Annotated in this window: 23 protein-coding genes; 20 read left to right on the top strand and 3 right to left on the bottom strand. The window is 42.6% G+C overall.

Features of this window, described 5'->3' with window-relative positions; genetic code table 11:
* Nucleotides 1-10 precede the first annotated feature (10 nt).
* From I2432_RS09305 to I2432_RS09285, 5 genes are all read left to right on the top strand, one after another.
* The gene (locus I2432_RS09305) at nucleotides 11-1,867 is read left to right on the top strand and encodes a proline--tRNA ligase (RefSeq protein WP_206158749.1); all 1,857 of its coding nucleotides are present in this window, start codon (nucleotides 11-13) and stop codon (nucleotides 1,865-1,867) included.
* Nucleotides 1,868-1,918: 51 nt separating this feature from the next.
* Nucleotides 1,919-2,476, top strand: a complete 558-nt coding sequence (locus I2432_RS09300; RefSeq protein WP_206158748.1) for a nucleotidyltransferase family protein — start codon at nucleotides 1,919-1,921, stop codon at nucleotides 2,474-2,476.
* Nucleotides 2,477-2,810: 334 nt separating this feature from the next.
* On the top strand, nucleotides 2,811-7,208 hold the full coding sequence (locus I2432_RS09295; protein ID WP_206158747.1) for a PolC-type DNA polymerase III: 4,398 nt from the start codon (nucleotides 2,811-2,813) through the stop codon (nucleotides 7,206-7,208).
* Nucleotides 7,209-7,329: 121 nt separating this feature from the next.
* On the top strand, nucleotides 7,330-7,758 hold the full coding sequence (locus I2432_RS09290) for a MarR family winged helix-turn-helix transcriptional regulator (protein ID WP_012516339.1): 429 nt from the start codon (nucleotides 7,330-7,332) through the stop codon (nucleotides 7,756-7,758).
* A 129-nt stretch (nucleotides 7,759-7,887) separates the two neighbouring features.
* Entirely contained in the window at nucleotides 7,888-8,433 is a 546-nt protein-coding gene (locus I2432_RS09285) for an NADPH-dependent FMN reductase (protein WP_206158746.1), read from the top strand.
* Nucleotides 8,434-8,561: 128 nt separating this feature from the next.
* Here the strand turns inward: I2432_RS09285 and def are convergent, their stop codons facing one another.
* Nucleotides 8,562-9,176, bottom strand: coding sequence for a peptide deformylase (gene def, locus I2432_RS09280; RefSeq protein WP_206158745.1), 615 nt, complete (start codon nucleotides 9,174-9,176; stop codon nucleotides 8,562-8,564).
* Nucleotides 9,177-9,565: 389 nt separating this feature from the next.
* Here def and I2432_RS09275 point away from each other — a divergent pair, with 389 nt between their 5' ends.
* The 13 genes from I2432_RS09275 to rpsI all read left to right on the top strand — a co-directional run bounded on the left by I2432_RS09275 (nucleotide 9,566) and on the right by rpsI (nucleotide 22,111).
* Nucleotides 9,566-10,969 (top strand): thioester-forming surface-anchored protein, encoded by a 1,404-nt coding sequence (locus I2432_RS09275; protein WP_249093229.1) that lies wholly within the window; start codon nucleotides 9,566-9,568, stop codon nucleotides 10,967-10,969.
* A gap of 255 nt (nucleotides 10,970-11,224) precedes the next feature.
* Nucleotides 11,225-11,494, top strand: a complete 270-nt coding sequence (gene rpsO, locus I2432_RS09270; RefSeq protein ID WP_003046456.1) for a 30S ribosomal protein S15 — start codon at nucleotides 11,225-11,227, stop codon at nucleotides 11,492-11,494.
* 525 nt (nucleotides 11,495-12,019) lie between these two features.
* Nucleotides 12,020-14,164: a polyribonucleotide nucleotidyltransferase gene (pnp, locus tag I2432_RS09265; protein ID WP_111678625.1), complete on the top strand. Its 2,145-nt coding sequence runs from the start codon at nucleotides 12,020-12,022 to the stop codon at nucleotides 14,162-14,164.
* Nucleotides 14,157-14,909, top strand: a complete 753-nt coding sequence (locus tag I2432_RS09260; RefSeq protein WP_037579539.1) for an SseB family protein — start codon at nucleotides 14,157-14,159, stop codon at nucleotides 14,907-14,909. Before pnp ends, I2432_RS09260 begins: the two co-directional genes overlap by 8 nt.
* An 11-nt stretch (nucleotides 14,910-14,920) precedes the next feature.
* Nucleotides 14,921-15,457: a serine O-acetyltransferase gene (cysE, locus tag I2432_RS09255; protein ID WP_037579540.1), complete on the top strand. Its 537-nt coding sequence runs from the start codon at nucleotides 14,921-14,923 to the stop codon at nucleotides 15,455-15,457.
* Nucleotides 15,458-15,591: 134 nt separating this feature from the next.
* Nucleotides 15,592-16,935, top strand: a complete 1,344-nt coding sequence (cysS, locus tag I2432_RS09250) for a cysteine--tRNA ligase (protein WP_111678623.1) — start codon at nucleotides 15,592-15,594, stop codon at nucleotides 16,933-16,935.
* The gene (locus I2432_RS09245) at nucleotides 16,928-17,335 is read left to right on the top strand and encodes a Mini-ribonuclease 3 (protein WP_012516331.1); all 408 of its coding nucleotides are present in this window, start codon (nucleotides 16,928-16,930) and stop codon (nucleotides 17,333-17,335) included. The genes cysS and I2432_RS09245 overlap by 8 nt, the downstream gene beginning before the upstream one ends.
* A gap of 216 nt (nucleotides 17,336-17,551) precedes the next feature.
* Complete coding sequence (locus I2432_RS09240) at nucleotides 17,552-18,349, top strand: hypothetical protein (protein ID WP_111678621.1); 798 nt, start codon at nucleotides 17,552-17,554, stop codon at nucleotides 18,347-18,349.
* 48 nt (nucleotides 18,350-18,397) lie between these two features.
* Nucleotides 18,398-19,144 carry a 23S rRNA (guanosine(2251)-2'-O)-methyltransferase RlmB gene (gene rlmB / locus I2432_RS09235; RefSeq protein WP_111678619.1) on the top strand — a complete coding sequence of 249 codons (747 nt, stop codon included), beginning with the start codon at nucleotides 18,398-18,400 and terminating at the stop codon, nucleotides 19,142-19,144.
* On the top strand, nucleotides 19,145-19,663 hold the full coding sequence (locus I2432_RS09230) for an NYN domain-containing protein (RefSeq protein ID WP_206158743.1): 519 nt from the start codon (nucleotides 19,145-19,147) through the stop codon (nucleotides 19,661-19,663).
* Nucleotides 19,664-19,854: 191 nt separating this feature from the next.
* Nucleotides 19,855-20,715: a DegV family protein gene (locus tag I2432_RS09225; protein ID WP_111678616.1), complete on the top strand. Its 861-nt coding sequence runs from the start codon at nucleotides 19,855-19,857 to the stop codon at nucleotides 20,713-20,715.
* Nucleotides 20,716-21,252: 537 nt separating this feature from the next.
* On the top strand, nucleotides 21,253-21,699 hold the full coding sequence (gene rplM, locus I2432_RS09220; RefSeq protein WP_002982710.1) for a 50S ribosomal protein L13: 447 nt from the start codon (nucleotides 21,253-21,255) through the stop codon (nucleotides 21,697-21,699).
* A 19-nt stretch (nucleotides 21,700-21,718) separates the two neighbouring features.
* The gene (rpsI, locus tag I2432_RS09215; protein WP_012516324.1) at nucleotides 21,719-22,111 is read left to right on the top strand and encodes a 30S ribosomal protein S9; all 393 of its coding nucleotides are present in this window, start codon (nucleotides 21,719-21,721) and stop codon (nucleotides 22,109-22,111) included.
* A gap of 133 nt (nucleotides 22,112-22,244) precedes the next feature.
* Here the strand turns inward: rpsI and I2432_RS09210 are convergent, their stop codons facing one another.
* Together I2432_RS09210 and I2432_RS09205 are read right to left on the bottom strand one after the other, a co-directional pair.
* Nucleotides 22,245-23,399: a site-specific integrase gene (locus I2432_RS09210; protein WP_111678609.1), complete on the bottom strand. Its 1,155-nt coding sequence runs from the start codon at nucleotides 23,397-23,399 to the stop codon at nucleotides 22,245-22,247.
* Nucleotides 23,400-23,453: 54 nt separating this feature from the next.
* Nucleotides 23,454-23,972: a helix-turn-helix domain-containing protein gene (locus I2432_RS09205; RefSeq protein WP_111678608.1), complete on the bottom strand. Its 519-nt coding sequence runs from the start codon at nucleotides 23,970-23,972 to the stop codon at nucleotides 23,454-23,456.
* 146 nt (nucleotides 23,973-24,118) lie between these two features.
* Between I2432_RS09205 and I2432_RS09200 the strand changes: the two genes are divergently transcribed.
* Together I2432_RS09200 and I2432_RS10360 are read left to right on the top strand one after the other, a co-directional pair.
* The gene (locus I2432_RS09200; RefSeq protein ID WP_001287945.1) at nucleotides 24,119-24,403 is read left to right on the top strand and encodes a hypothetical protein; all 285 of its coding nucleotides are present in this window, start codon (nucleotides 24,119-24,121) and stop codon (nucleotides 24,401-24,403) included.
* Nucleotides 24,404-24,411: 8 nt separating this feature from the next.
* Nucleotides 24,412-25,236, top strand: a complete 825-nt coding sequence (locus tag I2432_RS10360; RefSeq protein WP_231149947.1) for a DnaD domain protein — start codon at nucleotides 24,412-24,414, stop codon at nucleotides 25,234-25,236.
* The last annotated feature ends 12 nt before the right edge of the window (nucleotides 25,237-25,248 follow it).

Below are 25,248 nucleotides of genomic sequence, written 5' to 3'. Positions count from 1 at the left end.
GCTTATTTTAATGAAACAAAGTAAAATGCTTATCCCAACCCTGCGCGAAATGCCAAGTGACGCTCAGGTAATCAGTCATGCCCTTATGGTGCGTGCAGGCTACGTCCGTCAGGTATCTGCCGGTATTTATGCCTATTTGCCATTAGCTCATCGTACAATTGAAAAATTCAAGACGATTATGCGGCAGGAGTTTGATAAAATTGGTGCAGTTGAAATGCTAGCACCTGCTCTTCTAACAGCTGATCTCTGGCGTGAATCAGGCCGCTATGAGACCTATGGAGAGGACCTTTACAAGCTAAAAAATCGCGATAAATCAGACTTTATCTTAGGACCGACACACGAAGAAACCTTTACCACGCTAGTACGTGATGCGGTTAAATCCTATAAGCAACTGCCGCTCAATCTGTATCAGATTCAATCTAAATATCGTGATGAAAAGCGTCCTCGTAATGGCCTGCTTCGTACGCGTGAATTTATCATGAAGGACGGCTATAGCTTTCATCAAAGCTATGATGATTTAGATGTCACCTATGACGCCTATCGTCAGGCCTATGAGGCTATTTTCACCAGAGCAGGCTTGGATTTCAAAGGGATTATCGGTGATGGTGGTGCTATGGGTGGCAAGGATTCACAGGAATTTATGGCTATCACACCAGATCGTACCAATTTAGACCGTTGGCTAGTCTTAGATAAGTCTATTCCATCATTGGCTGACATTCCAGAGGAGGTCTTAGAGGAGATTAAGGCAGAGCTTGCTTCATGGTTGATTTCAGGAGAGGATACTATTGCTTATTCAAGTGAATCAAGCTATGCTGCTAACCTTGAGATGGCAACCAGTGAGTACAAGCCCTCATCAAAGGTAACAGCCTTAGATGATCTCATCGAGATTGAGACACCAAATTGTAAAACTATTGATGAGGTAGCAGCCTTTCTTGGCATTACTGAGCATCAGACCATTAAAACTCTCTTGTTTATGGCTGACCAGGAGCCTGTGCTTGCTCTATTGGTTGGAAACGATCAGGTTAATGCTGTCAAACTGAAAAACTACCTTGGAGCAGACTTTTTAGAGCCAGCTAGCGAGGAGGAGGCACATACGATTCTAGGAGCAGGCTTTGGCTCACTTGGTCCAGTTCATTTGGCAGATGGTATCCGTATTGTGGCTGATCGTAAGGTCCAAGACCTTGCAAACGCTGTAGCTGGAGCCAACAAAGATGGTTATCACCTGACTGGTGTCAATCCAAATCGTGATTTCCAAGCAGAGTATGCTGATATTCGTGAGATAAAAGAGGGAGAGATTTCTCCAGATGGACATGGCGTGCTGCAGTTTGCCAGAGGTATTGAAATCGGTCATATCTTTAAGCTGGGGACCCGCTATTCTGATAGCATGGCAGCTAATATCCTTGATGAGAATGGCAGAGCAGTTCCGATTGTCATGGGTTGCTATGGTATTGGGGTTAGTCGTATCCTATCAGCAGTCATTGAGCAGCATGCTCGTCTCTTTGTCAGCAAGACACCAAAGGGTGACTATCGCTATGCTTGGGGGATTAATTTCCCTAAAGAGCTAGCTCCGTTTGATGTGCATTTGATTACCGTTAATGTCAAGGACCAGGAGGCGCAGGACCTGACAGAAAGAGTAGAGGCTAGTCTGATGGCCAAGGGCTATGATGTCCTCACTGATGACCGCAATGAGCGTGTCGGCTCCAAATTCTCTGATAGTGATTTGATTGGACTTCCGATTCGTGTGACGATTGGTAAAAAAGCAGCTGAGGGCATTGTTGAGATCAAAATCAAAGCCACAGGTGACAGCATTGAGGTGCACGCTGATAGCTTGATTGAAACCCTTGATATTCTCACCAAGGACAATTAATGATATGAGGTCAACGATTGTTGATCTCTTTTTGTATGCTATAATGAAAGCATGACAATTGAGGAATTACAGCAGCTGGTACTAGCAGATCATGAGCTAATGACCATTCTAAGCATTATAGAGGCTCTGCCTTTAAAGGATTGTTGGCTGGCAGCAGGTGCAGTGCGAAATACCATCTGGAATCATGTGGCTTATGGGACAGGCTTTGATTCGCTGACAGATGTAGATGTGGTCTTTTTTGACCCTGAAATCTTCTATGAAGCTGGGCAGCTGCTAGAAGAACAACTTAAGTGTGCTTATCCCATGTACCAATGGGAGCTTCGCAATCAAGTGTATATGCAAAAGCATAGCCCTAACACCCTTCCCTATCAATCTAGTCAGGACGCTATCACAAAGTATCCGGAGCGCTGTACAGCGATTGCTGTCAGATTGGTGAGAGGACAGGTAGAGGTTTTTGCTCCTTATGGCTTAGCAGACATTAGTCACTTTGTCTGTCGGCCAACACCGCATTTTTTAGAGAATTCAGAGCGTATGGACTGCCATAGGCAGCGCCTAGCAAAGAAGGACTGGCACAAGAAATGGCCACAGCTGACCTACCATGACTGCTAAGTCAGAGAAAACAAAGCAAGCTAGGACCTCCATACAGTCAAGCAATTAGTCAAAGGACCGGATCCGTCAGCTACAGGCTCTTGTCTAGTTAAAACAAGCACATGAAGATCATCGGCAGATAGCCTTGCCTTTGTAGATACTGTCACACCCTATTTAGCTGTACCATGTGTCTTGTGATAAGCGTGATACTGCTGCCAGAAGCGCCAGCTGAGCCAGAAAGGGCATTAAGCCTACAGCAAGGGTCTTTTAACCTTTGGCTTGTTGTCTTGTAGGAGAGGTCGAAAATGATTACTATTTATGATAAAATAGACCCTAAGAAACTCAGGAGAAAGCTATGTCAGATTTATTCGGTAAATTGATGGAACAAATTGAAATGCCACTTGAGATAAGACAATCAAGTGCCTTTTCGTCTGCTGATATTATCGAGGTCAAGGTGCATTCAGTGTCTCGTCTGTGGGAATTTCATTTTTCCTTTGCAGAGATTCTCCCGATAGATAGCTATCGAGAGCTGTCAGATAGGCTTGCGAGAACCTTTGAGGCAGCAGATATTAAGGTAACATTTGACATCAAGGCAGAGACAATTGATTATTCGGATCATCTGCTGCAAGCCTACTACCAAGAAGCATTTGAGCATGAGCCCTGTAACGGGGCTAGCTTCAAGTCATCTTTTTCCAAGCTTCAGGTCAAGTATGACCATCACCAGCTGATCATTATGGCACCTGACTTTGTTAATAATGACCATTTTAGGAAAAATCACTTGCCTAATCTGGCAGCACAGCTTGAGCGTTTTGGCTTTGGTAGGCTAACGATTGATATGGTGTCTGATCAGGAGATGACAGACCATTTGACAAAGGATTTTGAGACTAGCCGTCAAGCCCTAGTAGAAAAGGCTGTACAGGATAATATCGCAGCACAGCAATCACTGGAGGCCATGCAGCCACCGGCTGAGGAGGCAGCACCAAGCCCAAGCCTTGACTATAGAGAACGCATGGCCCAGCGCCAAGCAAGCTTTGACAAGGCGGTCATTACACCAATGATTGAGGTGGATACAGAGGAAAATCGCATTGTTTTTGAAGGAGTGGTCTTTGATGTGGAGCGTAAGACGACAAGGACAGGCCGCCATATCATCAACTTCAAGATGACAGATTACACCTCCTCTTTTGCCATGCAAAAATGGGCTAAAGATGACGATGAGCTCAGAAAATTTGACCTGATTGCCAAGGGAGCTTGGCTGCGTGTTCAGGGAAATATCGAAAATAACCCCTTTACCAAAAGCCTAACCATGACTGTTCAGCAGGTTAAGGCGATTGTTCACCACGAACGTAAGGACCTAATGCCAGAAGGGCAAAAGCGTGTTGAATTTCATGCACACACCAATATGTCCACAATGGACGCTCTACCGACGGTAGAAGACCTGATTGATACAGCAGCCAGGTGGGGACATCAGGCAGTAGCGATTACTGACCACGCTAATGTTCAGAGCTTTCCGCATGGCTATCATAGAGCACGCAAGGCAGGAATCAAGGCAATCTTTGGCTTAGAGGCCAATATTGTTGAGGATAAGGTACCTATTTCCTTCAATCCTGTCGCTATGGACCTGCATGAAGCTACCTATGTTGTCTTTGACGTGGAGACCACCGGCCTTTCTGCCATGAACAATGATTTGATTCAGATCGCAGCTTCCAAAATGTTCAAGGGAAATATCATTGAGCAGTTTGATGAGTTTATCAATCCAGGCCACCCCTTATCTGCTTTTACAACAGAATTGACAGGGATTACAGATAATCATTTGGTAGGAGCTAAGCCTATACAGCAGGTGCTAGAGGCATTTCAGGCCTTTTGCCAGGGCACTATCCTAGTTGCCCACAATGCTAGCTTTGACGTGGGCTTTATGAATGCCAACTACGATCGGTATGGTCTAGCAAAAATCAGCCAGCCGGTTATTGATACCCTAGAGCTTGCTAGAAACCTGTATCCTGAGTATAAGCGGCATGGTTTAGGCCCTTTAACCAAACGCTTTCAGGTTAGTCTTGAGCACCATCACATGGCCAATTACGATGCTGAAGCAACAGGGCGTCTGCTCTTTATCTTCCTAAAGGAAGCTAGAGAAAAGCATGGTATTACAAACCTGCTTCAGCTCAATACAGACTTAGTGGCAGAGGATTCCTATAAGAAGGCTCGGATCAAGCACGCTACGATCTATGTTCAAAATCAGCTAGGCCTCAAAAACATGTTTAAGCTGGTTAGCCTTTCAAATGTGAAATATTTTGAAGGGGTGCCTAGAATTCCAAGAACCGTCCTTGATCAGCATCGTGAAGGCTTGCTGCTTGGGACAGCCTGCTCAGACGGCGAGGTCTTTGACGCTGTTTTGACCCAAGGAATTGACGCTGCTGTTGATCAGGCCAAATACTACGATTTTATCGAAATCATGCCGCCTGCAATTTACCAGCCCTTGGTAGTCCGAGAGCTAATTAAGGATCAAGCAGGAGTTGAGCAGATTATTCGCGATTTGATTGAGGTCGGCCGCAGAGCTGAAAAGCCTGTCCTAGCTACTGGAAACGTGCACTACATTGAGCCAGAGGACGCCATCTATCGTGACATTATCGTTCGTAGTCTAGGGCAAGGTGCCCTGATTAACCGTACTATTGGCCGCGGAGAGGCTGCCAAGCCTGTCCCGTTACCAGAGGCCCATTTTAGAACAACCAATGAAATGCTTGATGATTTTGCCTTTTTAGGTAAGGACTTGGCCTATGAGGTTGTTGTGAAAAATACCCAAGCCCTTGCTGATCGAATTGAAGAGGTGGAGGTTGTTAAGGGTGATCTGTATACCCCATATATTGATAAGGCAGAAGAAACCGTTGCTGAGCTGACTTATCAAAAGGCCTTTGCTATCTATGGCAATCCACTTCCAGATATCATTGATCTGCGCATTGAAAAGGAGCTAACGTCCATTTTGGGAAACGGCTTTGCGGTGATTTATCTAGCCTCACAAATGCTGGTTAATCGCTCCAATGAGCGTGGTTATCTGGTAGGCTCACGTGGCTCTGTTGGTTCAAGCTTTGTTGCGACCATGATTGGCATCACAGAGGTCAATCCAATGCCGCCTCATTATGTCTGCCCAAGCTGCCAGCAGTCAGAGTTTATCACAGATGGCTCGGTCGGCTCTGGCTATGATTTGCCAAACAAGGCCTGTCCTAGATGTGGGACGCTGTACAAAAAGGACGGACAGGATATTCCTTTTGAAACCTTCCTTGGCTTTGATGGTGATAAGGTTCCAGATATTGATTTGAACTTCTCAGGAGATGATCAGCCCAATGCCCACTTGGACGTTCGTGATATCTTTGGGGAAGAATACGCCTTTCGTGCAGGTACTGTTGGTACTGTCGCTGAAAAAACAGCCTATGGCTTTGTCAAGGGCTATGAGCGAGATTATGGCAAGTTTTACCCAGATGCAGAGGTTGATCGTCTAGCTGCTGGTGCGGCTGGTGTTAAGCGGACGACTGGTCAGCACCCTGGTGGGATCGTTGTTATCCCTAACTATATGGACGTTTATGATTTCACACCTGTGCAGTTTCCGGCAGATGATGTGACAGCCTCATGGCAGACGACCCACTTTAATTTCCATGATATTGATGAAAATGTCCTAAAGCTCGATGTACTCGGTCATGATGATCCCACCATGATTCGTAAGCTGCAGGATTTATCAGGTATTGATCCGATTACTATTCCAGCAGATGATCCTGACGTGATGGCACTTTTTTCTGGAACAGAGGTGCTCGGAGTGACTCCTGAACAAATTGGAACACCAACAGGTATGCTTGGGATCCCAGAGTTTGGAACGAACTTTGTTCGTGGCATGGTGAATGAGACCCACCCAACGACCTTTGCAGAATTGCTGCAGCTATCAGGTCTATCGCATGGAACGGACGTCTGGCTGGGTAATGCTCAGGATCTGATCAAAGAAGGCATTGCCACCCTAAAAACAGTTATCGGCTGTCGAGATGACATCATGGTTTACCTCATGCATGCTGGTCTAGAGCCTAAGATGGCCTTTACCATCATGGAGCGTGTGCGTAAGGGACTCTGGCTAAAGATCTCCGAGGAGGAGCGCAGCTCCTATATCAAGGCTATGCGGCAAAACAACGTCCCAGACTGGTATATCGAATCCTGTGGTAAAATCAAGTACATGTTCCCCAAGGCACACGCTGCCGCCTATGTTTTGATGGCATTGCGAGTGGCTTATTTCAAGGTTCATCACCCCATCATGTATTACTGTGCTTATTTCTCTATTCGTGCCAAGGCCTTTGAGCTCAAAACCATGAGTGGTGGGCTAGCTGCTGTCAAGGCTCGCATGGAGGACATCAGCAATAAGCGCAAGCGCAATGAAGCCTCAAACGTTGAAAATGACCTGTTTACCACTTTAGAAATTGTCAATGAAATGCTTGAGAGAGGGTTTAAGTTTGGCAAGCTAGACCTTTACAAGAGCGAGGCAACTGAGTTTCAAATTGAAGGGGATACCCTAATTCCACCTTTTATTGCCTTAGAAGGCTTGGGAGAAAACGTTGCTAGACAAATCGTCAAGGCTCGCCAAGATGGTGAATTTCTATCAAAAATGGAATTACGCAAGCGTGGTGGTGCTTCTGCCACTCTAGTTGATAAGATGGACGAGCTGGGCATTTTAGGAAATATGCCAGATGACAATCAGCTGAGTCTATTTGATGACTTTTTCTAAGATTGCACAGCCCTAATATTGTCTATGTTAGCTTGTCATACAGTGAAGAGCAGGGCAGGAAGGCTTCCTGTCCTCTTTTTGTCAATACGCAAAGAAAGCCCAAAAAAGAACGAGGAAAAGCATGAATGAATTAGACAAAAATCCTGCCTTAAAGGCAATGGTTGTTTTTAGAAAAGCACAGCGTACCTTAGATGCTCAAAGCTCCGCCTTTTTTCAAAAGGCCAATCTGACTCCTACCCAATTTAGCGTCTTAGAGGTGCTTTATTCCAAAGGAAGCATGAGAATTAACAAGCTCATCGGTTCTCTCTTGGCAACCTCTGGCAATATGACCGTAGTGCTGAAAAATATGGAGAGAAATGGCTGGATCAGCCGCTGCCAAGATGCTAAAGATAAGCGTGCCTGCTTGGTACAGCTAACGCCAGAGGGCAAAGCCTTGATTGAGACTATCCTACCTGAGCATATCAAACGTGTTGAAGCCCTTTTTTCAGTGCTGACAGAGACTGAGCAAAAACAATTGATTACGCTTTTAAAGAAATTTAAAGAGCTCTAAGCAAATGGCTTTACAGGATCTCCTAAGTAGGATATAATCACTACATAGTATAAAAATGTACTAACTAGTTATAATTAGTCATCAAGGCAGTTGATGGCTAGTTATCAGATCATCAAAGGGAGACAAAGCATGAAACAGATTTTAATCATCAACGGTTCATTACGTACAGGATCGTTTAATCACCAGCTTGCTCAAGCAGCTGAGCAGCTACTCGAAGGCAAGGCAGCTGTATCTTACTTGGACTGGGGGCAGGTGCCTATCTTTAGTCAAGATTTAGAAGCCAGTCCCCCCGAGTCAGTGGCAAGCGTACGTGAAGCTATTCAAGCAGCAGACGCTATCTGGATTTTTTCACCTGTCTATAATTTTGCAATCCCGGGCTCTATCAAAAATCTATTGGACTGGGTATCACGCGCCCTTGATCTGTCAGACCCATCAGGACCATCAGCAATCAATGGTAAGGTGGTTACCGTATCATCTGTTGCTAATGGCGGGCACGAGCAGCTATTTGCGCAATACCAGGATTTGCTGCCCTTTATCCGTACGACAGTAGTTGGCGACTTTACCAAAGCCGCTGTCAATCCAGAAGCATGGGCGACAGGTGTTCTTGATATTTCTGAGGAAACAAGGCAAAGCCTTGCAGCACAGGCAGAAGCCCTCCTTGAAGCCATTAATTAAAATACCCTACCGCTAAAAAGATCATCAGCTGTATCTCATCTTCAGAAGCAGCTTGACACACAAAAGAGCTTCAAACCGATTCTGGTTTGAAGCTCTTTTTGAAAGACTTTGTTCTATTAAATAGTGGCTTACTCTAGAATTAGCATACCCTCTTTAGCCTCAAAGGGGTTTTTCGCATTAATACGGTCATAGAATAAGACACCATTAATATGATCAATCTCATGCTGAACCACGATAGCATTGTAGCCCTTTAGCTTAATGCGGTGCTTTTCATTGTGCTTATCGTAATATTCCACTGTCACACGCGCGTGACGGACCACATAGCCTTCCACCACACGATCAACAGACAAACACCCCTCACCGTCAGCAAGAGCAGCGTCTTGAACAGAATGAGACACAATTTTAGGATTATAGAGCACTTCCTCCATGCTGTAAGCCTCCTTAGGTGGATTGCCCTCATTGTCTTCAGGATTTGGAACCAGAACAGCGATGATACGCTTTGACACATCAATCTGAGGTGCTGCTAGACCAACTCCTGCTCGAAGCCCTAATTTTTCTCCCATGACAGGGTCTTGAGAATGCTTTAAAAATTGCATCATTTTTTCACCTAAAATGATGTCATCATCACTAAGAGGAAACTCGACCTCCTTAGCCATAGCACGAAGCGTAGGATTGCCCTCGCGGATAATATCATTCATATCAATGAGATGCTGTGCTTTAATTAATTTATCTTGTGCAGACATTTTGCCTCCCTTTTTTTATATTTGATAATGGCTTTACTATATCACAAATTCCTTATTTTTAAAAGATAAGGCAGGCCAGTGATGACGATATTAGCTAACTCTATCAGATATATTAAATTATTTAAAAAAATAGTTCGTTAATTAGCACGATATATATATATATATATATATACGAAATACACAGGAATTCTAATAATTAATAGATAAAAAATGATAATCGTTCGTAAATAAATCAAACATCTAATCTAAAAAAATTATATTGTTCTGATTGTTCGGTAATTAAAGCAATAGCGCTTGTCGAAAAACTAATGTTCTCTTAATATCAGGTAGCCATGCCAAGGGTTTTGTGTTAAAGTATAGGACGTTCAAAAAATGAAATGGAGAGAGTAATGAGAACACTATTAAAGAAAATGCTAGCAGGAGCAGTGGCCTTTACCATGCTGCTGCTAAACCTGACCTGCGGCATGATGACTGTTTTAGCAGAACAGTATTACGGGTGGAGTGACGGGAGTAGCAGCTATCCGAGTGCTTTATATGTTACACCAGTAGGGGATACTACAAGAAAATTAGATATTCCTGTCTACTGTCTTGATCAAAGATTTTTAGAACCATTATTGTGGGGGAATGGCAAGGATAGACCTAATTATCTGACATTATACAATAAGTACGAAGGGTTTCAAAAGATATTGGAAAGTAATTCAGGTAATACTTCTATGATGTCGGAAACTAAGAATAAGCTCCAAGGTATGAAAGATAAATTACCGGCTATTTTTACAATTTTAAGTAAAGGATATCCAAATCATAATATTGAGTTATGCAAAAAATACTCGCTTAATGATCAATCTGCTAGAAAAGTTACTCAGCTTGCACTTTGGTATTATACTGACAATATTCAAGAAAATGAACTTGTGACAAGGTATATAGATAGCAGAGGGAATGATGAGATGGAGAAGCAGGCATTAAGTTTTTTAATCAAGGAAGGAGAAAAGAATAAAACTGAATCGTCAGAAAAAAATTTAACTTTCTATATTCGTCACATTGATTCAAGATATGGTCCTAGGTATCAAAACCTAATAGGCTCAATTATTGTTCCAGAAGAGCCTCAAAGCAATTTTGAAATTGGTGGTGGAAATGTTATTGATTTAACCTATCAATCTGGACCAATAGAAGAAGGTGGTCATTCAGGTGGCAAGGAAGAGGTAGAGGACACTAAAAAGCCTGATGTGATTATTGGCGGTCAGGGTAGTGTTACTGAGACTACCGAGAATACTCAAGAGGGCATAGGTGGCCAATCAGGTGATGCTACAGAGACTGAGGATACCAAGCAGCCACAACCAGACATTATCCTGGGCGGACAAGGTAATGTGATTGACACGACTGAAAATACCCAAGAGGGCATGAGTGGTCAATCAGGTAATATAGCAGAGACCGAGGACACCAAGCAGCCGCAATCAGATATTATCCTAGGAGGACAGGGTAATGTGATTGAGACAACCGAAGATACTCAAGCGAGTATGAGCGGTACGAATGATATTCAAACATTTGAAGAGGATACACGTCCTAAGCTGGAATTCCATTTTGATAATGAGCTTCCTAATGACGCTCCTAAGCCAGAACAGCCAGAGCAACCAAAGGCACCACAGCAGGATCAGCCGCACCTTTTGCGTTCAATAGAAAGCAACCAAGCCTTACCAAAAGCACATGAGGCAAAAGATATACTTGCTCTTGTAGGGGTAGGAATCCTTTCTATGCTAGGACTGGTCTTCTGGTTTAGACCTTATCAAAAAGACTAAGTTAAAGCTTGGTGTCGACTGAGCTGAGATGATGTCGTCTAACTAAAAGCTTATGAAGATTGGAGAGGTTAGTATCAGTAGCTTCTCCGATCTTTTTTACTAGTTGCTGCTTTTGCATGCAGCATTTATGAGAATAATAGTTGACCAGTTCTGGCTATTTTGCTAGAATAGAGAGGTCGCAAGACAGACTAACTTTTTCTTGGTTTTAGGAGTGCCAACCCTAAGACTCGGATTAAGCAAAAAAGGAGAATTATTATGGCAATCTCAAAAGAGAAAAAAAACGAAATCATTGCACAGTATGCACGTCATGAAGGTGACACAGGTTCAGTTGAGGTTCAGGTAGCTGTTCTTACTTGGGAAATCAACCACTTGAACAACCACATTAAAGAGCACAAAAAAGACCACGCAACTTATCGTGGGTTGATGAAAAAAATCGGACATCGTCGTAACCTATTAGCATACCTACGTCGTACAGATGTTAACCGTTACCGCGAGTTAATCCAATCACTTGGACTTCGTCGTTAATAAGATTCTAAGGACGTTAAGCAGTCCTAGTAGGATCGGACACTGTCAATGTGTAGCTGCATAAGGCAGTTTGTCCTGCTTGCTATGGCTTTTGCAAAGGTTCGATAAGGCTCTTCTAATTTAGAAGGGCTTTTTTTGAGTCCTTGGCTTTCTTGTCTTTCAGAGATACTGAGGATTCATTTTTTATACTGGTGTTTTGCTATTGTTATAAGCTGAAGGTGTCTAGGGCTTTCTAGCCTAGAGAAGTCCTGGTGTGGCTGAGGGTATGATATTGCTTGCCTCTCTTGTGCCAAACAAAAGCAGGTCTGGTACAGTAATTGTTTAGTGGCAGTGTCAAAAAGCAGTGATGGTAATAGTTACCTAGCTTCTTTTCTCTTAAAAATCCTGTCAACAGCTCTGCTATTTCCCTAAAAATATGATAGAATATAAGGGATACTGGGTTTTATGCAAAGACGGGTTCATGAGCTATCACGCGCTGGTCTTTGTAGAAAACAGAGTATCACATTTAATGATTAGGAGTTTTTCATGTCAAAACAAACATTTACAACAACCTTTGCAGGCAAACCACTTGTTGTTGAGGTCGGTCAAGTGGCTAAGCAAGCAAATGGTGCCACTGTCGTTCGTTATGGGGAGTCTACAGTGCTAACCGCTGCTGTCATGTCTAAGAAGATGTCGACAGGAGACTTTTTCCCACTTCAAGTCAATTACGAAGAAAAGATGTATGCAGCAGGTAAGTTTCCTGGTGGCTGGATGAAGCGTGAGGGGCGTCCTTCGACAGATGCGACCTTAACCGCTCGCTTGATTGACCGCCCTATCCGTCCTATGTTTGCTGAGGGCTTTCGTAATGAGGTCCAGGTGATTAATACTGTCCTGTCTTATGATGAAGATGCTAGTGCTCCTATGGCTGCTATGCTTGGTAGCTCATTAGCCCTATCGATTTCAGATATTCCTTTTAATGGGCCGATTGCTGGTGTTCAGGTGGCCTATGTTGAGGGTGAATTTATCATCAATCCTGATAAGGCCCAGCAGGAGGCTTCATTATTAGAGTTAACCGTAGCAGGAACAAAAGATGCGATCAATATGGTTGAATCTGGTGCCAAGGAATTGCCAGAGGCTATTATGCTAGAAGCACTTTTGGTTGGTCATAAGGCTATACAGGAGTTGATTGCTTTTCAAGAAGAGATTGTTGCAGCGGTGGGCAAGGAAAAGGCTGAGGTAGAGCTATTACAGGTTGCTGCTGATTTGCAGGCTGAAATCATAGAGACTTACAATGCTGATTTGCAGCAGGCTGTTCAAGTTGAGGAGAAAAAAGCACGTGAAGCCGCAACCGAGGCTGTCAAGGAGCGTGTCATAGCTGCATACGAGGAGCGTTATGCAGCAGACGAAGAGCATGACCGTATCATGCGTGATGTGACTGAAATTTTGGAGCAAATGGAGCATGCTGAGGTTCGTCGCCTCATCACTGAGGACAAGGTTCGTCCTGATGGTCGTCGTGTTGATGAGATCCGCCCACTTGCTGCTGAGATTGATTTCTTGCCGAGAGTACATGGCTCAGGCCTCTTTACGCGCGGTCAAACTCAAGCTTTGTCCGTCTTGACCCTAGCCCCAATGGGAGACACTCAAATCATTGATGGGCTTGAGCCTGAGTACAAAAAACGTTTCCTGCACCACTATAATTTCCCTCAATATTCTGTTGGTGAGACAGGTCGCTATGGGGCAGCAGGACGTCGTGAAATTGGGCATGGTGCCTTAGGTGAGCGTGCTCTTGCTCAGGTCCTTCCAAGCCTTGAGGAGTTTCCATATGCTATTCGTCTAGTGGCTGAGGTATTGGAGTCAAATGGTTCTTCCTCTCAGGCTTCTATCTGTGCAGGGACACTTGCCTTGATGGCTGGTGGTGTGCCGATTAAGGCACCGGTTGCGGGTATTGCTATGGGACTTATCTCTGATGGGACAAACTACACTGTCCTAACGGATATTCAGGGGTTAGAGGACCATTTTGGCGATATGGATTTTAAGGTTGCGGGGACACGCCAAGGGATTACAGCCCTTCAGATGGATATTAAAATTGAAGGTATCACACCTCAAATCCTAGAAGAAGCCTTGGCGCAGGCTAAAAAGGCTCGCTTTGAAATTCTTGACTTAATTGAGGCAACCATTGCTGAGCCTCGTCCAGAATTGGCACCAACAGCACCAAAGATTGATACCATCAAGATTGATGTTGATAAGATCAAGGTGGTTATTGGTAAGGGCGGCGAAACCATTGACAAAATTATCGCTGAAACAGGTGTCAAGATTGATATTGACGAGGAAGGAAATGTGTCAATCTACTCAAGTGACCAGGTTGCTATTAATCGTGCTAAGGAAATCATTGCCAGCTTAGTGCGTGAGGCTAAGGTAGGAGAGGTCTATCATGCCAAGGTTATCCGTATTGAAAAATTTGGTGCCTTTGTTAACCTCTTTGATAAGACAGATGCGCTTGTGCATATCTCTGAAATTGCTTGGAGCCGCACTGCTAATGTATCAGATGTCCTTGAAATCGGTGAAGAGGTTGACGTTAAGGTCATTAAGATTGATGATAGGGGACGCATTGACGCATCAATGAAGGCCTTGGTGCCACGCCCGCCAAAGCCAGAAAAATCAGAAGCAAAAAAAGAAGACAAACATGACTAACACAAATGAACTAGATATTCGTTTAAGAGCCTTTATCAATGCCCCAGACAATTTTTTAGATGGCGTGGCCTTGGTTAATGCTTTTCATCAGTATCCGGTATGGGCAGCAAAAAAGCCCTATGCCATTGAGATTGAAGGAGTAAGAGTCTTTCCTGTATTCACAGATAAGGACGACATGGCGACCTTTAAAGAGGAGCAAAAGAGTGCACAAGCTCAGTACTGGGTAGAGCGCTCTGCTCTTACTGTCTTGGAGGAGGCTGTTCATGCAGGTGCTGCTGGGCTAGGCTTTAATCTCAAGAAAAAGGGAGATTTTGGCAATTCTACAGTATTCAAGGCTGCTGATATGATTCAGTTTATGAACAATTACACAACGATTTTGAATACCTTGATGAGTGATGACAATAGCGTAGCAGATACTCTGGATAGGATTTATCTGGTGCCGGCCTTTGTTTACCCTAAGGAAGAGGAGCATTACTATGACAGGCTTTTTCCAACCATGTCAACTCCAGAGGGGAAGCGCTATGTTCCTGCCTTTTCAAATCTTCAGAGCTTCGCTAAATGGTACAATCAAGAGGAGTTTGGCGGCCTTTTTAGGAAATCAGGCGGTGTTATCTTAACATGGAAGATAGCAGACATTTATCAGCCAAGAAATGGCAATAATGACATAGACGAGACCTTTGGGGTTGCTATTGACCCCTTTGATGATCAGCAGATTCTTGTTGATTGGTCTGATATTGACACATAAAAGGAGTTTGAATGGGCTGGTGGAAGGACAATATTGATATTGTAAAGCAACTAGATCCTGCTGCGCGTAGTACCCTAGAGGTTATCCTAACCTACCCTGGATTAAAGGCCTTGGCAGCGCACAGGCTGTCGCACTTTTTGTGGCAGCATGGCTTTAAGCTGTTGGCTCGAATGCATAGCCAGTTTTGGCGTTTTTGGACACAGATTGAAATCCATCCGGGAGCTAGGATTGCTTCAGGTGTTTTCATTGATCATGGAGCTGGCTTGGTGATTGGCGAGACGGCCATTGTTGAAAAGGGAGCCATGCTTTATCATGGAGTGACACTTGGTGGAACCGGAAAAGATCGAGGAAAGCGGCACCCTACTGTTCGTGAGGGGGCATTGATTTCTGCGCATGCTCAAATTATCGGTCCTGTCGAGATTGGGAAAGCGGCTAAGGTTGGAGCTGCAGCTGTTGTGTTGGCTGATGTACCAGCTGGAGTGACGGTCGTTGGCATACCAGCTAAAATTGTTCGAGTGCATGAAAAAAAGATTTCAGTGCAGGATTAAGAGCCTTCTCTAGGTGGAGGCTGCCAGTCAAAAAAACGACAAGCTTTTGGAGGGGAATTAGAGCCCTATGCTTACCTCAGTTGCTGACAGCTTACGCAGTCTAAGAGAAAAGGACAAAACAAAAGGGAAAAGTGATGATAAAAATCTATGATACCATGACCAGAAGTCTGCGAGAGTTTGTACCAATAACTGATAAGGTGGTCAATATGTATGTCTGCGGGCCGACGGTTTACAATTATATTCATATTGGCAATGCCCGTTCGGCTGTGGCCTTTGATACGATTCGTCGCTACTTTGAATACGCAGGCTATACAGTCAATTACGTTTCAAATTTTACAGACGTAGATGATAAGATTATTAAAGCAGCCAAGGTAGCAGGCCTGTCACCAAAGCAATTGGCAGATCAATTTATCGCTGCCTTTATGGAGGATACCAAGGCACTTGGTGTGAAGCCAGCCACTAAAAATCCACGCGTCATGGACTACATGGACGAGATCATTGCCTTTATCGCTGCTTTAATCAAAAAAGGCTATGCCTATGAGTCGGCAGGTGATGTTTATTTTCGTGTGGCAAAGGCGGCAAATTATGCTAAGCTGGCTAACAAAACCATTGCTGATTTGGAGGCTGGTGCCAGTGGTCGTACAGACACAGAAACTGCCCTCAAGGAAAATCCTTTGGATTTTGCCTTGTGGAAATCGGCCAAGGCAGGTGAGATTGCTTGGGCAAGTCCTTGGAGCTCAGGTCGTCCTGGCTGGCATATTGAGTGCTCTGTAATGGCAACCGAGCTTTTGGGAGATACCATTGATATTCATGGTGGTGGAGCAGACCTAGAATTTCCACACCATACCAATGAAATCGCCCAATCAGAGGCAAAAACTGGCAAAAGCTTTGCCAATTACTGGATGCATAATGGCTTTGTTAATGTTGACAATGAAAAAATGTCCAAGTCACTGGGCAACTTTGTGACTGTTCATGATCTATTAAAGACAGTTGATGGGCAAACGCTGCGCTTTTTCTTGGCTACTCAGCATTACCGTAAGCCGATTAATTTTACTGAAAAGGCGATTCATGATGCTGGGGTTAACCTTAAATATTTGAAAAACACGCTTCAGCAGCCCACAGTAGCCACAGCAGACGCTAGACAGCTTGATGCTTTTATCACTGCTTTCAAAGCGGCTATGAATGATGATTTTAATACAGCAAATGGGATCACAGTCTTATTTGACATGGCAAAATGGATTAATTCGGGTGCCTACTCAGAAGCTGTCAAATCAGCGTTTGAAGAGATGCTGGCGGTTTTTGGCATTGTCTTTGAAGCAGAAAGCCTAGACACAGAGATTGAGCAGCTGATTGCTGAGCGTCAGGAGGCACGCGCCAATCGAGATTTTGCAAAGGCAGATGCTATTCGGGACCAGTTGGCAGCTCAGGGGATCAAGCTGTTGGATACAAAAGATGGTGTGAGGTGGATACGTGACTAATTCAGTTGATGTCAATTTGATTAATGGCATTGCCCTTGCCTTTGTTGGTGATGCTGTTTATTCTTATTATATTCGTCGTCATCTGATTTTCCAAGGCCAGACCAAGCCAAATAAGCTTCACCACCTTGCAACAAAATATGTTTCTGCAAAGGCACAGGCCTCTTTGATTCAGGCCATGCTAGAAGCACAGCTATTGACCGAAAAAGAAAAAGACATCTACAAACGAGGCCGCAATACCAACAGCCATACCAAGGCAAAAAATGCTGATGTAGTAACCTATCGTATGTCAACAGGCTTTGAGGCTGTTATGGGCTACCTTGATATGACAGGTCAGACAGAACGTCTAGAACTGTTGATCCAGTGGTGTATCAAGCAGGTGGAGAACAGACCTCAATCATAATGATGAATAATCTAAAACACTCTCTATGTCGCTAGCGATTTGCCATCGCTTAAAGCTATGAGAGTGTTTTTATGTTGTGTTTAAAAGTTGTGTCACAATATAGATACAAACGAAACATAAAATAAATATTTGTAATAAAAACGTAACAAAACTATTGAAAAATTTTCCGAATAGTTTATAATGAAAGAGTCATAATAAAATGATAGGAGAATGTCTATGAAATCAATGAGAAAAGTAATCTTAGTTACTTCAGCAATGGTGTTGTTAGGCTCACTTGCCTTTGTATCAGCAGTAGCAGCGCAGGACAATCAACCAACCACAGCAGCTCAAGCACAGGCAGCAGCTGAAGCCAGTGTCAGTGCTCGTATGCGTTCAGAACAGTCCGTTATTGAAGCTAACATTGCCACAAGTCAGCCAGTTAGCCAAAGCACTGAGGCTACTATTTTACTAAAGGATGCCAAAGGCAACACGATTAATAGTACAGCCTATACCATGCAGGCTGGTCAAAGCCGGTTTTCAGTATGGTTTGACCTTACGAACCTAAAGGTCAGTGATTACAGTATATCAGTAAGTGTTCCTGATAAAGAAAAGGCCTTTAGTGGTAGCTCAGCACCTATTCATTTTGATGGAAAGCCAACCAAAAATACCCCAGAGACAGAACAGAAAAGCAGCAATCCAGCACCGGCGAATAACCAGCCTAAACCCGCTGCTAGCAGTAGGGTGACAAGCACTGAGCAAGTCCAAAGTGTGCCTAGTGAAGCTACTAGCGCCAATCACATGACAAGAAGCAATCATCGATCCGATAAGGCCCTAAAGGCAAGTCAGGCAAGCTCAAGCGGCACACCATCAGCTGCCAAATCAATAGATTCTGATGAGAAAGACAAGGGCATGCTTTCTGATAGTGCTGTCCAAGATAAAGAGCAAAAAGGCTTTCCTTGGCTGCTATCATCTCTAATTGCTCTTACAGCGGCTGCTTTACTTGCCCTTATCGTCAAAGCTGTTCACAGGAAATAAAAAGAGCAGCAAGAGCTATTTTATCGCTTTCGTGGTATAATAAAAACCATGAAAGCTAAAGAAATCAATGAAATCAAGGATATTGTCTATGGCGTCCATGCCGTTACCGAGAGTTTACTGGCCAATACTGGAAATAAGCTTTACATTCAAGAGGACCTACGCGGTAAGAATGTCGATCACATCAAGGATTTAGCCACCAGTAAGAAGGTGTCTATCTCTTGGACAAAAAAGAAAGCCTTGAGCGAAATGACAGCAGGAGCTGTTCATCAGGGCTTTGTGCTTCGAGTGTCAGCCTTTGCTTATACTGAGCTAGATGAGCTGCTAGAGCTGGCGCAGCAGGAGGCTAACCCTTTGCTGCTGATCTTAGATGGACTGACAGATCCTCATAATTTTGGGTCTATTTTAAGAACAGCCGACGCAACAGATGTTTGCGGTGTGATTATTCCCAAGCATCGTGCTGTTGGTGTGACACCAGTTGTTGCTAAGACCTCAACAGGAGCTGTTGAGCATGTTCCAATTGCTCGCGTGACAAATCTTAGCCAAGCATTGGATCAGCTAAAAGCAAATGGCTTTTGGGTCTTTGGGACAGATGTAGCTGGCACACCATCACACAAGTGGAATACCTCAGGCAAGCTGGCTTTGATTATTGGCAATGAGGGTAAGGGCATTTCAGCTAACATCAAAAAACAGGTAGATGAAATGATTACCATTCCTATGACAGGACATGTTCAGAGCTTGAATGCTAGCGTTGCTGCTGCTATTTTGATGTATGAAGTATTTAGAAATAAATTATAGATGAAAAAAAGACTATTGCTGGTTGATGGCTATAATATGATTGCCTTTTGGGAGTCAACTCGTCAGTTTTTTAAGACAAATCAATTGGATCAAGCTAGAAGGATCCTGCTAAATAAGCTGAACAACTATGCACATTTTGATGATAGTGACATTATTTGCGTGTTTGATGCTCAGTATGTTCCAGGACTTAGACAGCGTTATGACCAATATAGGATCTCTGTTATCTTTACTGAGGAGGAAGAAACAGCTGATAGCTATATTGAGCGAACTGCTGCTGAGCTCAACACCGCTCTAACCATGGTAGAGGTTGCTACTAGTGATCTGAATGAACAGTGGACGGTCTTTTCCCAAGGCGCCTTGCGTGTTACTGCTAAAGAGCTTGAGCAGCGTGTTAATGCTGTTAAGTCGGATTTAGATAAGCTGTCACAGGATATTGATCTTAAAAGGCCTAGACTGGGTCCCTTTGATCAAGGGCAGCTTAATCAGCTCAAGGACTTTATGGACCGATTAGATGATTAGTAAGCTTATCTTGCTAGCTTGACAGCTTTTCTAGGTATGATTTTCTAGGCTGCTAGAGCAGCTCACACAATCTAACGGTGATTATTTATGAGGCGGCTGGTTCTTATTGCTTTCCTAGATGATATTTTTTTGTTATACTATGAGAAAATCATTTGATTATTAAACGATAATGACATTATTTGGGAGTTCAGATGACATTTGTATTGATGACAGATTCAACAGCGGATTTAGATTCTTTTTGGGCAAAGGAGCATAACATTGATATAGTAGGTCTGACTGTTGAATGTGATGGTAAGGTTTACAAGACGGTTGGTCCAGATAGATTAACGAGTGATGCTTTGCTAGCTATGATGAAAAGCGGTAGCCAGCCCAAAACAAGCCAGATAAATGTTGGTCAGTTTGAAGAGGTTTTTCGACATTACGCAGCTGATAACCAAGCTCTTTTATATATCGCCTTTTCTTCAGTCCTATCAGGTACCTATCAAAGTGCTGTTATGGCACGTGAGCTGGTTTTGGAGGACTATCCAGACGCTGTAATTGAGATTGTTGATAGCTTGGCTGCAGCAGGAGGAGAGGGCTATTTGACCATGCTAGCCTCGGAGGCGCGTGATAACGGAAAAAGCTTATTAGAAACCAAAGCGCTAATAGAAGGTATTTTGCCTCGCTTGCGTACCTATTTTTTAGTAGATGACCTTTTTCATCTTGTGCGAGGAGGACGCTTGTCAAAAGGCTCTGCTTTTATAGGCAGCTTAGTGAATATTAAGCCTCTCTTATGGATTGATGCCAGCGGAAAATTAGTTCCTATTGCCAAGATTCGTGGCCGTAAAAAGGCCATCAAGGAAATTGCTGATAGAGCCACAAAAGATATTGCTGATTCAACTGTTGTTGTGTCCTATACTAGTGATCAGACTGGGGCAGATGACCTGCGAGAACAGCTATTAGCACATGAAGGTATCAGTGATGTCTTTATGCTGCCACTTGGACCGGTGATTGCTGCTCATACGGGTCCAGATACCTTAGCGGTTTTTGTCATTGGCAAGGAAAAAAGATAAAAAGAAAAGGATTGAAAGGCTTGTTTCAATTCTTTTTTGTCTGCTATAGTTTGTTTTAGCTGTGACGCCGCTTAAGAGTATGGGTGTTCGCGTTTTTTATTTTTAATCAAAAGCCAGAATGAATTGTTTGACAATGAAGGTGCGCGTGCAGGTAAGCTAGCATAACAGAACAGGGCTTTTTGATTTATCAGAAGTCAGATGTCAAATGGTTTAAGCAGTTGATAGGAGCTTTGGTCATTCCACCCCTAATCTTTGTATTGTTATTTGCATAGGAGCTAACAGGAACTGAGCGGATTTTTTTGGAGGGAAGTCAAGGCTAATAGTCCAGCTCAAAAGCAAGCCTGTTCTTCTTGTGAAAAAAGAAAAATAATCAAAGAAATAGAGCTAAACCACTTGACTATCAGTTAAGAAGTTTGATACTATAGTAGACGGTATTGTTTACCCCATTTGAAAGGCCCCGGAACCTTCCAAATACCTTCGATGGACCGGAACATCCATCACTAATGTAAACAAAAACGAATTCGTATAGGAGAAATCATGAACAAAACAACTTTTATGGCTAAACCAGGCCAAGTTGAACGCAAATGGTACGTTGTTGACGCAACAGATGTGCCACTTGGACGCCTTTCTGCAGTAGTTGCTAGCGTACTTCGCGGAAAGAACAAGCCAACCTTCACACCGCACACTGATACAGGTGACTTTGTTATTGTTATCAATGCTGAGAAGGTTAAATTAACTGGTAAAAAAGCAACTGATAAGGTTTATTACACTCACTCAATGTACCCAGGTGGCTTGAAATCAATCACTGCTGGTGAGCTTCGCTCTAAAAATGCCGTTCGTTTGATTGAAAAGTCAGTAAAAGGCATGCTTCCACACAACACTCTTGGACGTGCACAAGGTATGAAATTAAAGGTCTTTGTTGGTGGTGAGCACACTCATGCTGCACAACAACCAGAAGTACTTGATATTTCAGGACTTATCTAAGAGAAAGGAGCATTAAATAATGGCACAAGCACAATATGCAGGTACTGGTCGTCGTAAAAACGCTGTTGCACGCGTTCGTTTAGTTCCAGGTACTGGTAAAATCACTGTTAATAAAAAAGATGTTGAAGAATACATCCCACATGCTGACCTACGTTTAGTCATTAATCAGCCTTTTGCAGTGACTTCAACTGAAGGCTCATACGACGTTTTTGTTAACGTTGTAGGTGGTGGTTATGCTGGTCAATCAGGTGCGATTCGTCATGGTATCGCTCGTGCGCTTCTTCAAGTGGACCCAGATTTCCGTGACTCACTAAAGCGCGCTGGTCTTCTTACACGTGACGCACGTATGGTTGAACGTAAAAAACCAGGTCTCAAAAAAGCCCGCAAGGCATCACAATTCTCAAAACGTTAATATCCAGTTATATCAACGTTTCAGAGCACTTTGCGAAGATTTCGCAAGGTGCTTTTTTGTTGAAAAAAGCGCCTTGGTAATCCTTTTGGTAATCTGTTGAGGCCTAGTTTTGAGAGTGGTTAAGCTAGAATGACTATTTAGCTTTATTGAGGTAATCCGCGAACTTTTTAATAGATTGTTTTTCTCCTGATTTTGTAGCATGACTATAAGTATCTAAAGTCATCTGGCTGCTAGCATGACCTAGACGTTTAGCAGTATTGACTGGGTCAATTCCCATTTCAATCATCAAGGTTGCGTGAGTGTGTCTAAACCCATGTGGGCTAATCTTTTTAAGATTATGCTTACGTATAATACGTTTTAGAATATTGTTGATATAGTCAGCGTGTAAGGGTTCTATCTCACCATCTCGGTTGCAGTATGTAAACATAAATTCTTTGTCGAGAGAAAGAGGCTGTACTGATAATTGCCACTTTTCTCTGCTAGTTTCCTGTTTCCATTTGTTGAGGATAGAACAGGTTTCATCATCAAGATAGATAGAGCGCACAGAGAATGTATTTTTAGTTCCTTTTTCAATGGCATGGCCATCTATTCTTCCTAAACTTTTGCTAACTGTTAATAGTTGATTCTCAGAATCAAAATCTTCCCATTTAAGGGCGTAGAGCTCTCCTTTTCGTAATCCGCTGTATGCTAGTAATCGAAATAGTGCATAATGTTTATAAGGTTCATTTTCTAAAATGATTGTCAAAAAATGATGCAACTCACTAACTGTCCAGTAATTGTCACTGACAGTTTTTTTGAGTTTGGGCATAATAACCTTGCTCATGGGATTTCGTTCAATATAATTCATATTAATGGCAAATTCAAATATTTTAGAAGTATAAGATTTGATTTGCTTCATGTTTTTGAATGTCTTGGCTTTGTCAGTGATGAAGGTTTGACAGTCTAAAGGACTGATTTTTGAAATTTTCTTTTCTCCAAAAACAGGAAGAATATGTAGGCGATAGAGGTCGGCAGTTTTGACTGCAGTAGTTGCTTCAACAGTATCTTTATAAGCTTCATACCACCTTTGATAAAGCTCTTGGTAAGTGTAGGTTGTTTGAGCAGTAATATGGACAAAAGTTCCACTATTCAACTGATGATTAACAGCAGTTTCATGAGCTTTGGCAGCTTTACGCGTCTTGAATCCTCGTTTAGTATAATATTTTTTCTTACCGTAGTCGTTTAGACCAAGGTAAACTTTAACAAAATAGGTGATTCCTTTTGTAGATTGGTACTTGTGTACAGACATAACAGTTCTCCGTTTCTAAGTTTTCGGAGCTTATGTAATTGAGAAACTGTTAGTTTATTTTTTATGTCGATCTTCTTGTCTAATTCGGTATTCTTCGGTCTGAATCCAGGTTTGCCAAATTTCTGATTCTCGTTTTAAACTATTCATGTGTTTAGTGAAAGTTTTCATGAATTCTTCCTCATGATTGATCAAGTAGCGCGCTAAAATGCGCCTAAAATCGTCTGAGAAGCCGTCATTTAAGGGCATAGACAGGTGGATTTCTCCTAGTTCAATTCCTTTCTTCAGCTTTTTCATATCGCTTTTAAAAGGTGTTACAGAACTAATCTCGGAAATTTTAAAACTGTCCGTAATAATGTTCATAGTTGACGGTGCTTGTTTGTTATCATCAAGTCCTAAGATGTAAGCAACGGATACGCCGAAATAGTCAGCTAATTTTTGAGCATTCCCTTTTTTCGGTTGACGAATGCCTTGATTGTATCCTGATAAGGTTGGATAAGCGATATTTGTAGCAGAACTAATCTCAGTCAGTTTTTTGCCGCTCTCTTCTATCAGTTTTGCAATATGATTGGTCATAAATACCTCCTTGAGAGTATTATAACACATTTAATTCTTTTTGAATAAAAACAGTTGACAAAAATTCTAAAAGAATATATAATTCAAAATGAATAACAAATAAATTCGGAGTTTATTTAATTGAGAAATGGAAACGAGGTAATGATATGTCTGAAGAAGCGACTTTAGTTGTTCAACTTCCCAAAGTTTTGGAAAAACAATTAAGAGCACATTATGATGAAATGGTTTCTACAGCTATTGAAAGAGCGCTAGAGGATAAAGAATTATATAAACCTATGGTTCGGATGGCAGCCCTTTCTAGATGGCTTGATGTGTCAACGACAACACTTCAAAAGTGGACGCGAGAAGGAATGCCTACAATGGTCATTGATGGGGTGACGCTTTACGATAAACGAGCGGTTACACGTTGGTTGAAGCAATATGAAAGATGAAGTAAAGGATGGCTAATAGACGAATGTTGAGTAAAACGGTAGTGCAGACACAACGATTTTTACGCCTACCACTTGAAGCGCAGGCACTTTACTGTCACTTGGTAGTCAATGCAGATGATGATGGTATTGTTGAAGCTTTTCCTGTTATGCGAATGATCAACGCTAATGAGGACAGTTTGAATTTATTAACTCTTAAGCAGTATTTACTCTTGTTAAACAATGAAATGGTTTACTTTATCAAGGATTTCTTTGAGCAGAATACCATCAAAGCAGATCGTTACACACCGAGTAGTCATCGTCAACTTCTTATAGATTATCTGAAGGATAATCAGTTGTTGGAGTGTCTAAATCTAGGACCACGCTTGATTAATTATCTTCAAAATACTCGGCTCCAAGTTGGAACCAGTCTGGATCCAGATGGGAACCGCAATATAATTAAAGATAAGATAAGTAAAGATAGGATAGGTAAAGATAAGTTAAGTCAAGATAAGATAGGATTAGATAATGATCCATTCTCATCACGACTGACTGATGACATCTGGTTAATGGAAACACTATGGCATCGAGAATTAACCCGACAGGAAAAAGTATTACTAGAAGGATTAACAGTTAGTGATTCTTTATTGCAGTTAGCTATTCACAAAACAGCTGAGCTTGAGCCAAAGAAACAAAATATGAGTTATGTCAAAGGGATATTAATGAATTGGGAAGCTAGAGGTTTTATAACTGCTGACCAAGTGATAGTGTCTGAAAAAGACTACCGTCCATTAGAAATTTCAAATGTGGAAGTATCTGAAGATTTTATAGCAGCTATGGATATATGGAAAGATTAGGAGGATAACTAG

It is taken from the genome of Streptococcus equi subsp. zooepidemicus (assembly GCF_015689395.1).
GTDB classification, from domain to species: domain Bacteria; phylum Bacillota; class Bacilli; order Lactobacillales; family Streptococcaceae; genus Streptococcus; species Streptococcus equi.
This window is presented reverse-complemented; position numbering and strand designations above follow the sequence as displayed.

Coding starts and splice junctions, on each gene's coding strand:
- I2432_RS09305 (WP_206158749.1), top strand. CDS start 11: ATGAAACAAAGTAAAATGCTTATCCCAACCCTGCGCGAAATGCCAAGT.
- I2432_RS09300 (WP_206158748.1), top strand. CDS start 1,919: ATGACAATTGAGGAATTACAGCAGCTGGTACTAGCAGATCATGAGCTA.
- I2432_RS09295 (WP_206158747.1), top strand. CDS start 2,811: ATGTCAGATTTATTCGGTAAATTGATGGAACAAATTGAAATGCCACTT.
- I2432_RS09290 (WP_012516339.1), top strand. CDS start 7,330: ATGAATGAATTAGACAAAAATCCTGCCTTAAAGGCAATGGTTGTTTTT.
- I2432_RS09285 (WP_206158746.1), top strand. CDS start 7,888: ATGAAACAGATTTTAATCATCAACGGTTCATTACGTACAGGATCGTTT.
- def (WP_206158745.1), bottom strand. CDS start 9,176: ATGTCTGCACAAGATAAATTAATTAAAGCACAGCATCTCATTGATATG.
- I2432_RS09275 (WP_249093229.1), top strand. CDS start 9,566: ATGAGAACACTATTAAAGAAAATGCTAGCAGGAGCAGTGGCCTTTACC.
- rpsO (WP_003046456.1), top strand. CDS start 11,225: ATGGCAATCTCAAAAGAGAAAAAAAACGAAATCATTGCACAGTATGCA.
- pnp (WP_111678625.1), top strand. CDS start 12,020: ATGTCAAAACAAACATTTACAACAACCTTTGCAGGCAAACCACTTGTT.
- I2432_RS09260 (WP_037579539.1), top strand. CDS start 14,157: ATGACTAACACAAATGAACTAGATATTCGTTTAAGAGCCTTTATCAAT.
- cysE (WP_037579540.1), top strand. CDS start 14,921: ATGGGCTGGTGGAAGGACAATATTGATATTGTAAAGCAACTAGATCCT.
- cysS (WP_111678623.1), top strand. CDS start 15,592: ATGATAAAAATCTATGATACCATGACCAGAAGTCTGCGAGAGTTTGTA.
- I2432_RS09240 (WP_111678621.1), top strand. CDS start 17,552: ATGAAATCAATGAGAAAAGTAATCTTAGTTACTTCAGCAATGGTGTTG.
- rlmB (WP_111678619.1), top strand. CDS start 18,398: ATGAAAGCTAAAGAAATCAATGAAATCAAGGATATTGTCTATGGCGTC.
- I2432_RS09230 (WP_206158743.1), top strand. CDS start 19,145: ATGAAAAAAAGACTATTGCTGGTTGATGGCTATAATATGATTGCCTTT.
- I2432_RS09225 (WP_111678616.1), top strand. CDS start 19,855: ATGACATTTGTATTGATGACAGATTCAACAGCGGATTTAGATTCTTTT.
- rplM (WP_002982710.1), top strand. CDS start 21,253: ATGAACAAAACAACTTTTATGGCTAAACCAGGCCAAGTTGAACGCAAA.
- rpsI (WP_012516324.1), top strand. CDS start 21,719: ATGGCACAAGCACAATATGCAGGTACTGGTCGTCGTAAAAACGCTGTT.
- I2432_RS09210 (WP_111678609.1), bottom strand. CDS start 23,399: ATGTCTGTACACAAGTACCAATCTACAAAAGGAATCACCTATTTTGTT.
- I2432_RS09205 (WP_111678608.1), bottom strand. CDS start 23,972: ATGACCAATCATATTGCAAAACTGATAGAAGAGAGCGGCAAAAAACTG.
- I2432_RS09200 (WP_001287945.1), top strand. CDS start 24,119: ATGTCTGAAGAAGCGACTTTAGTTGTTCAACTTCCCAAAGTTTTGGAA.
- I2432_RS10360 (WP_231149947.1), top strand. CDS start 24,412: ATGGCTAATAGACGAATGTTGAGTAAAACGGTAGTGCAGACACAACGA.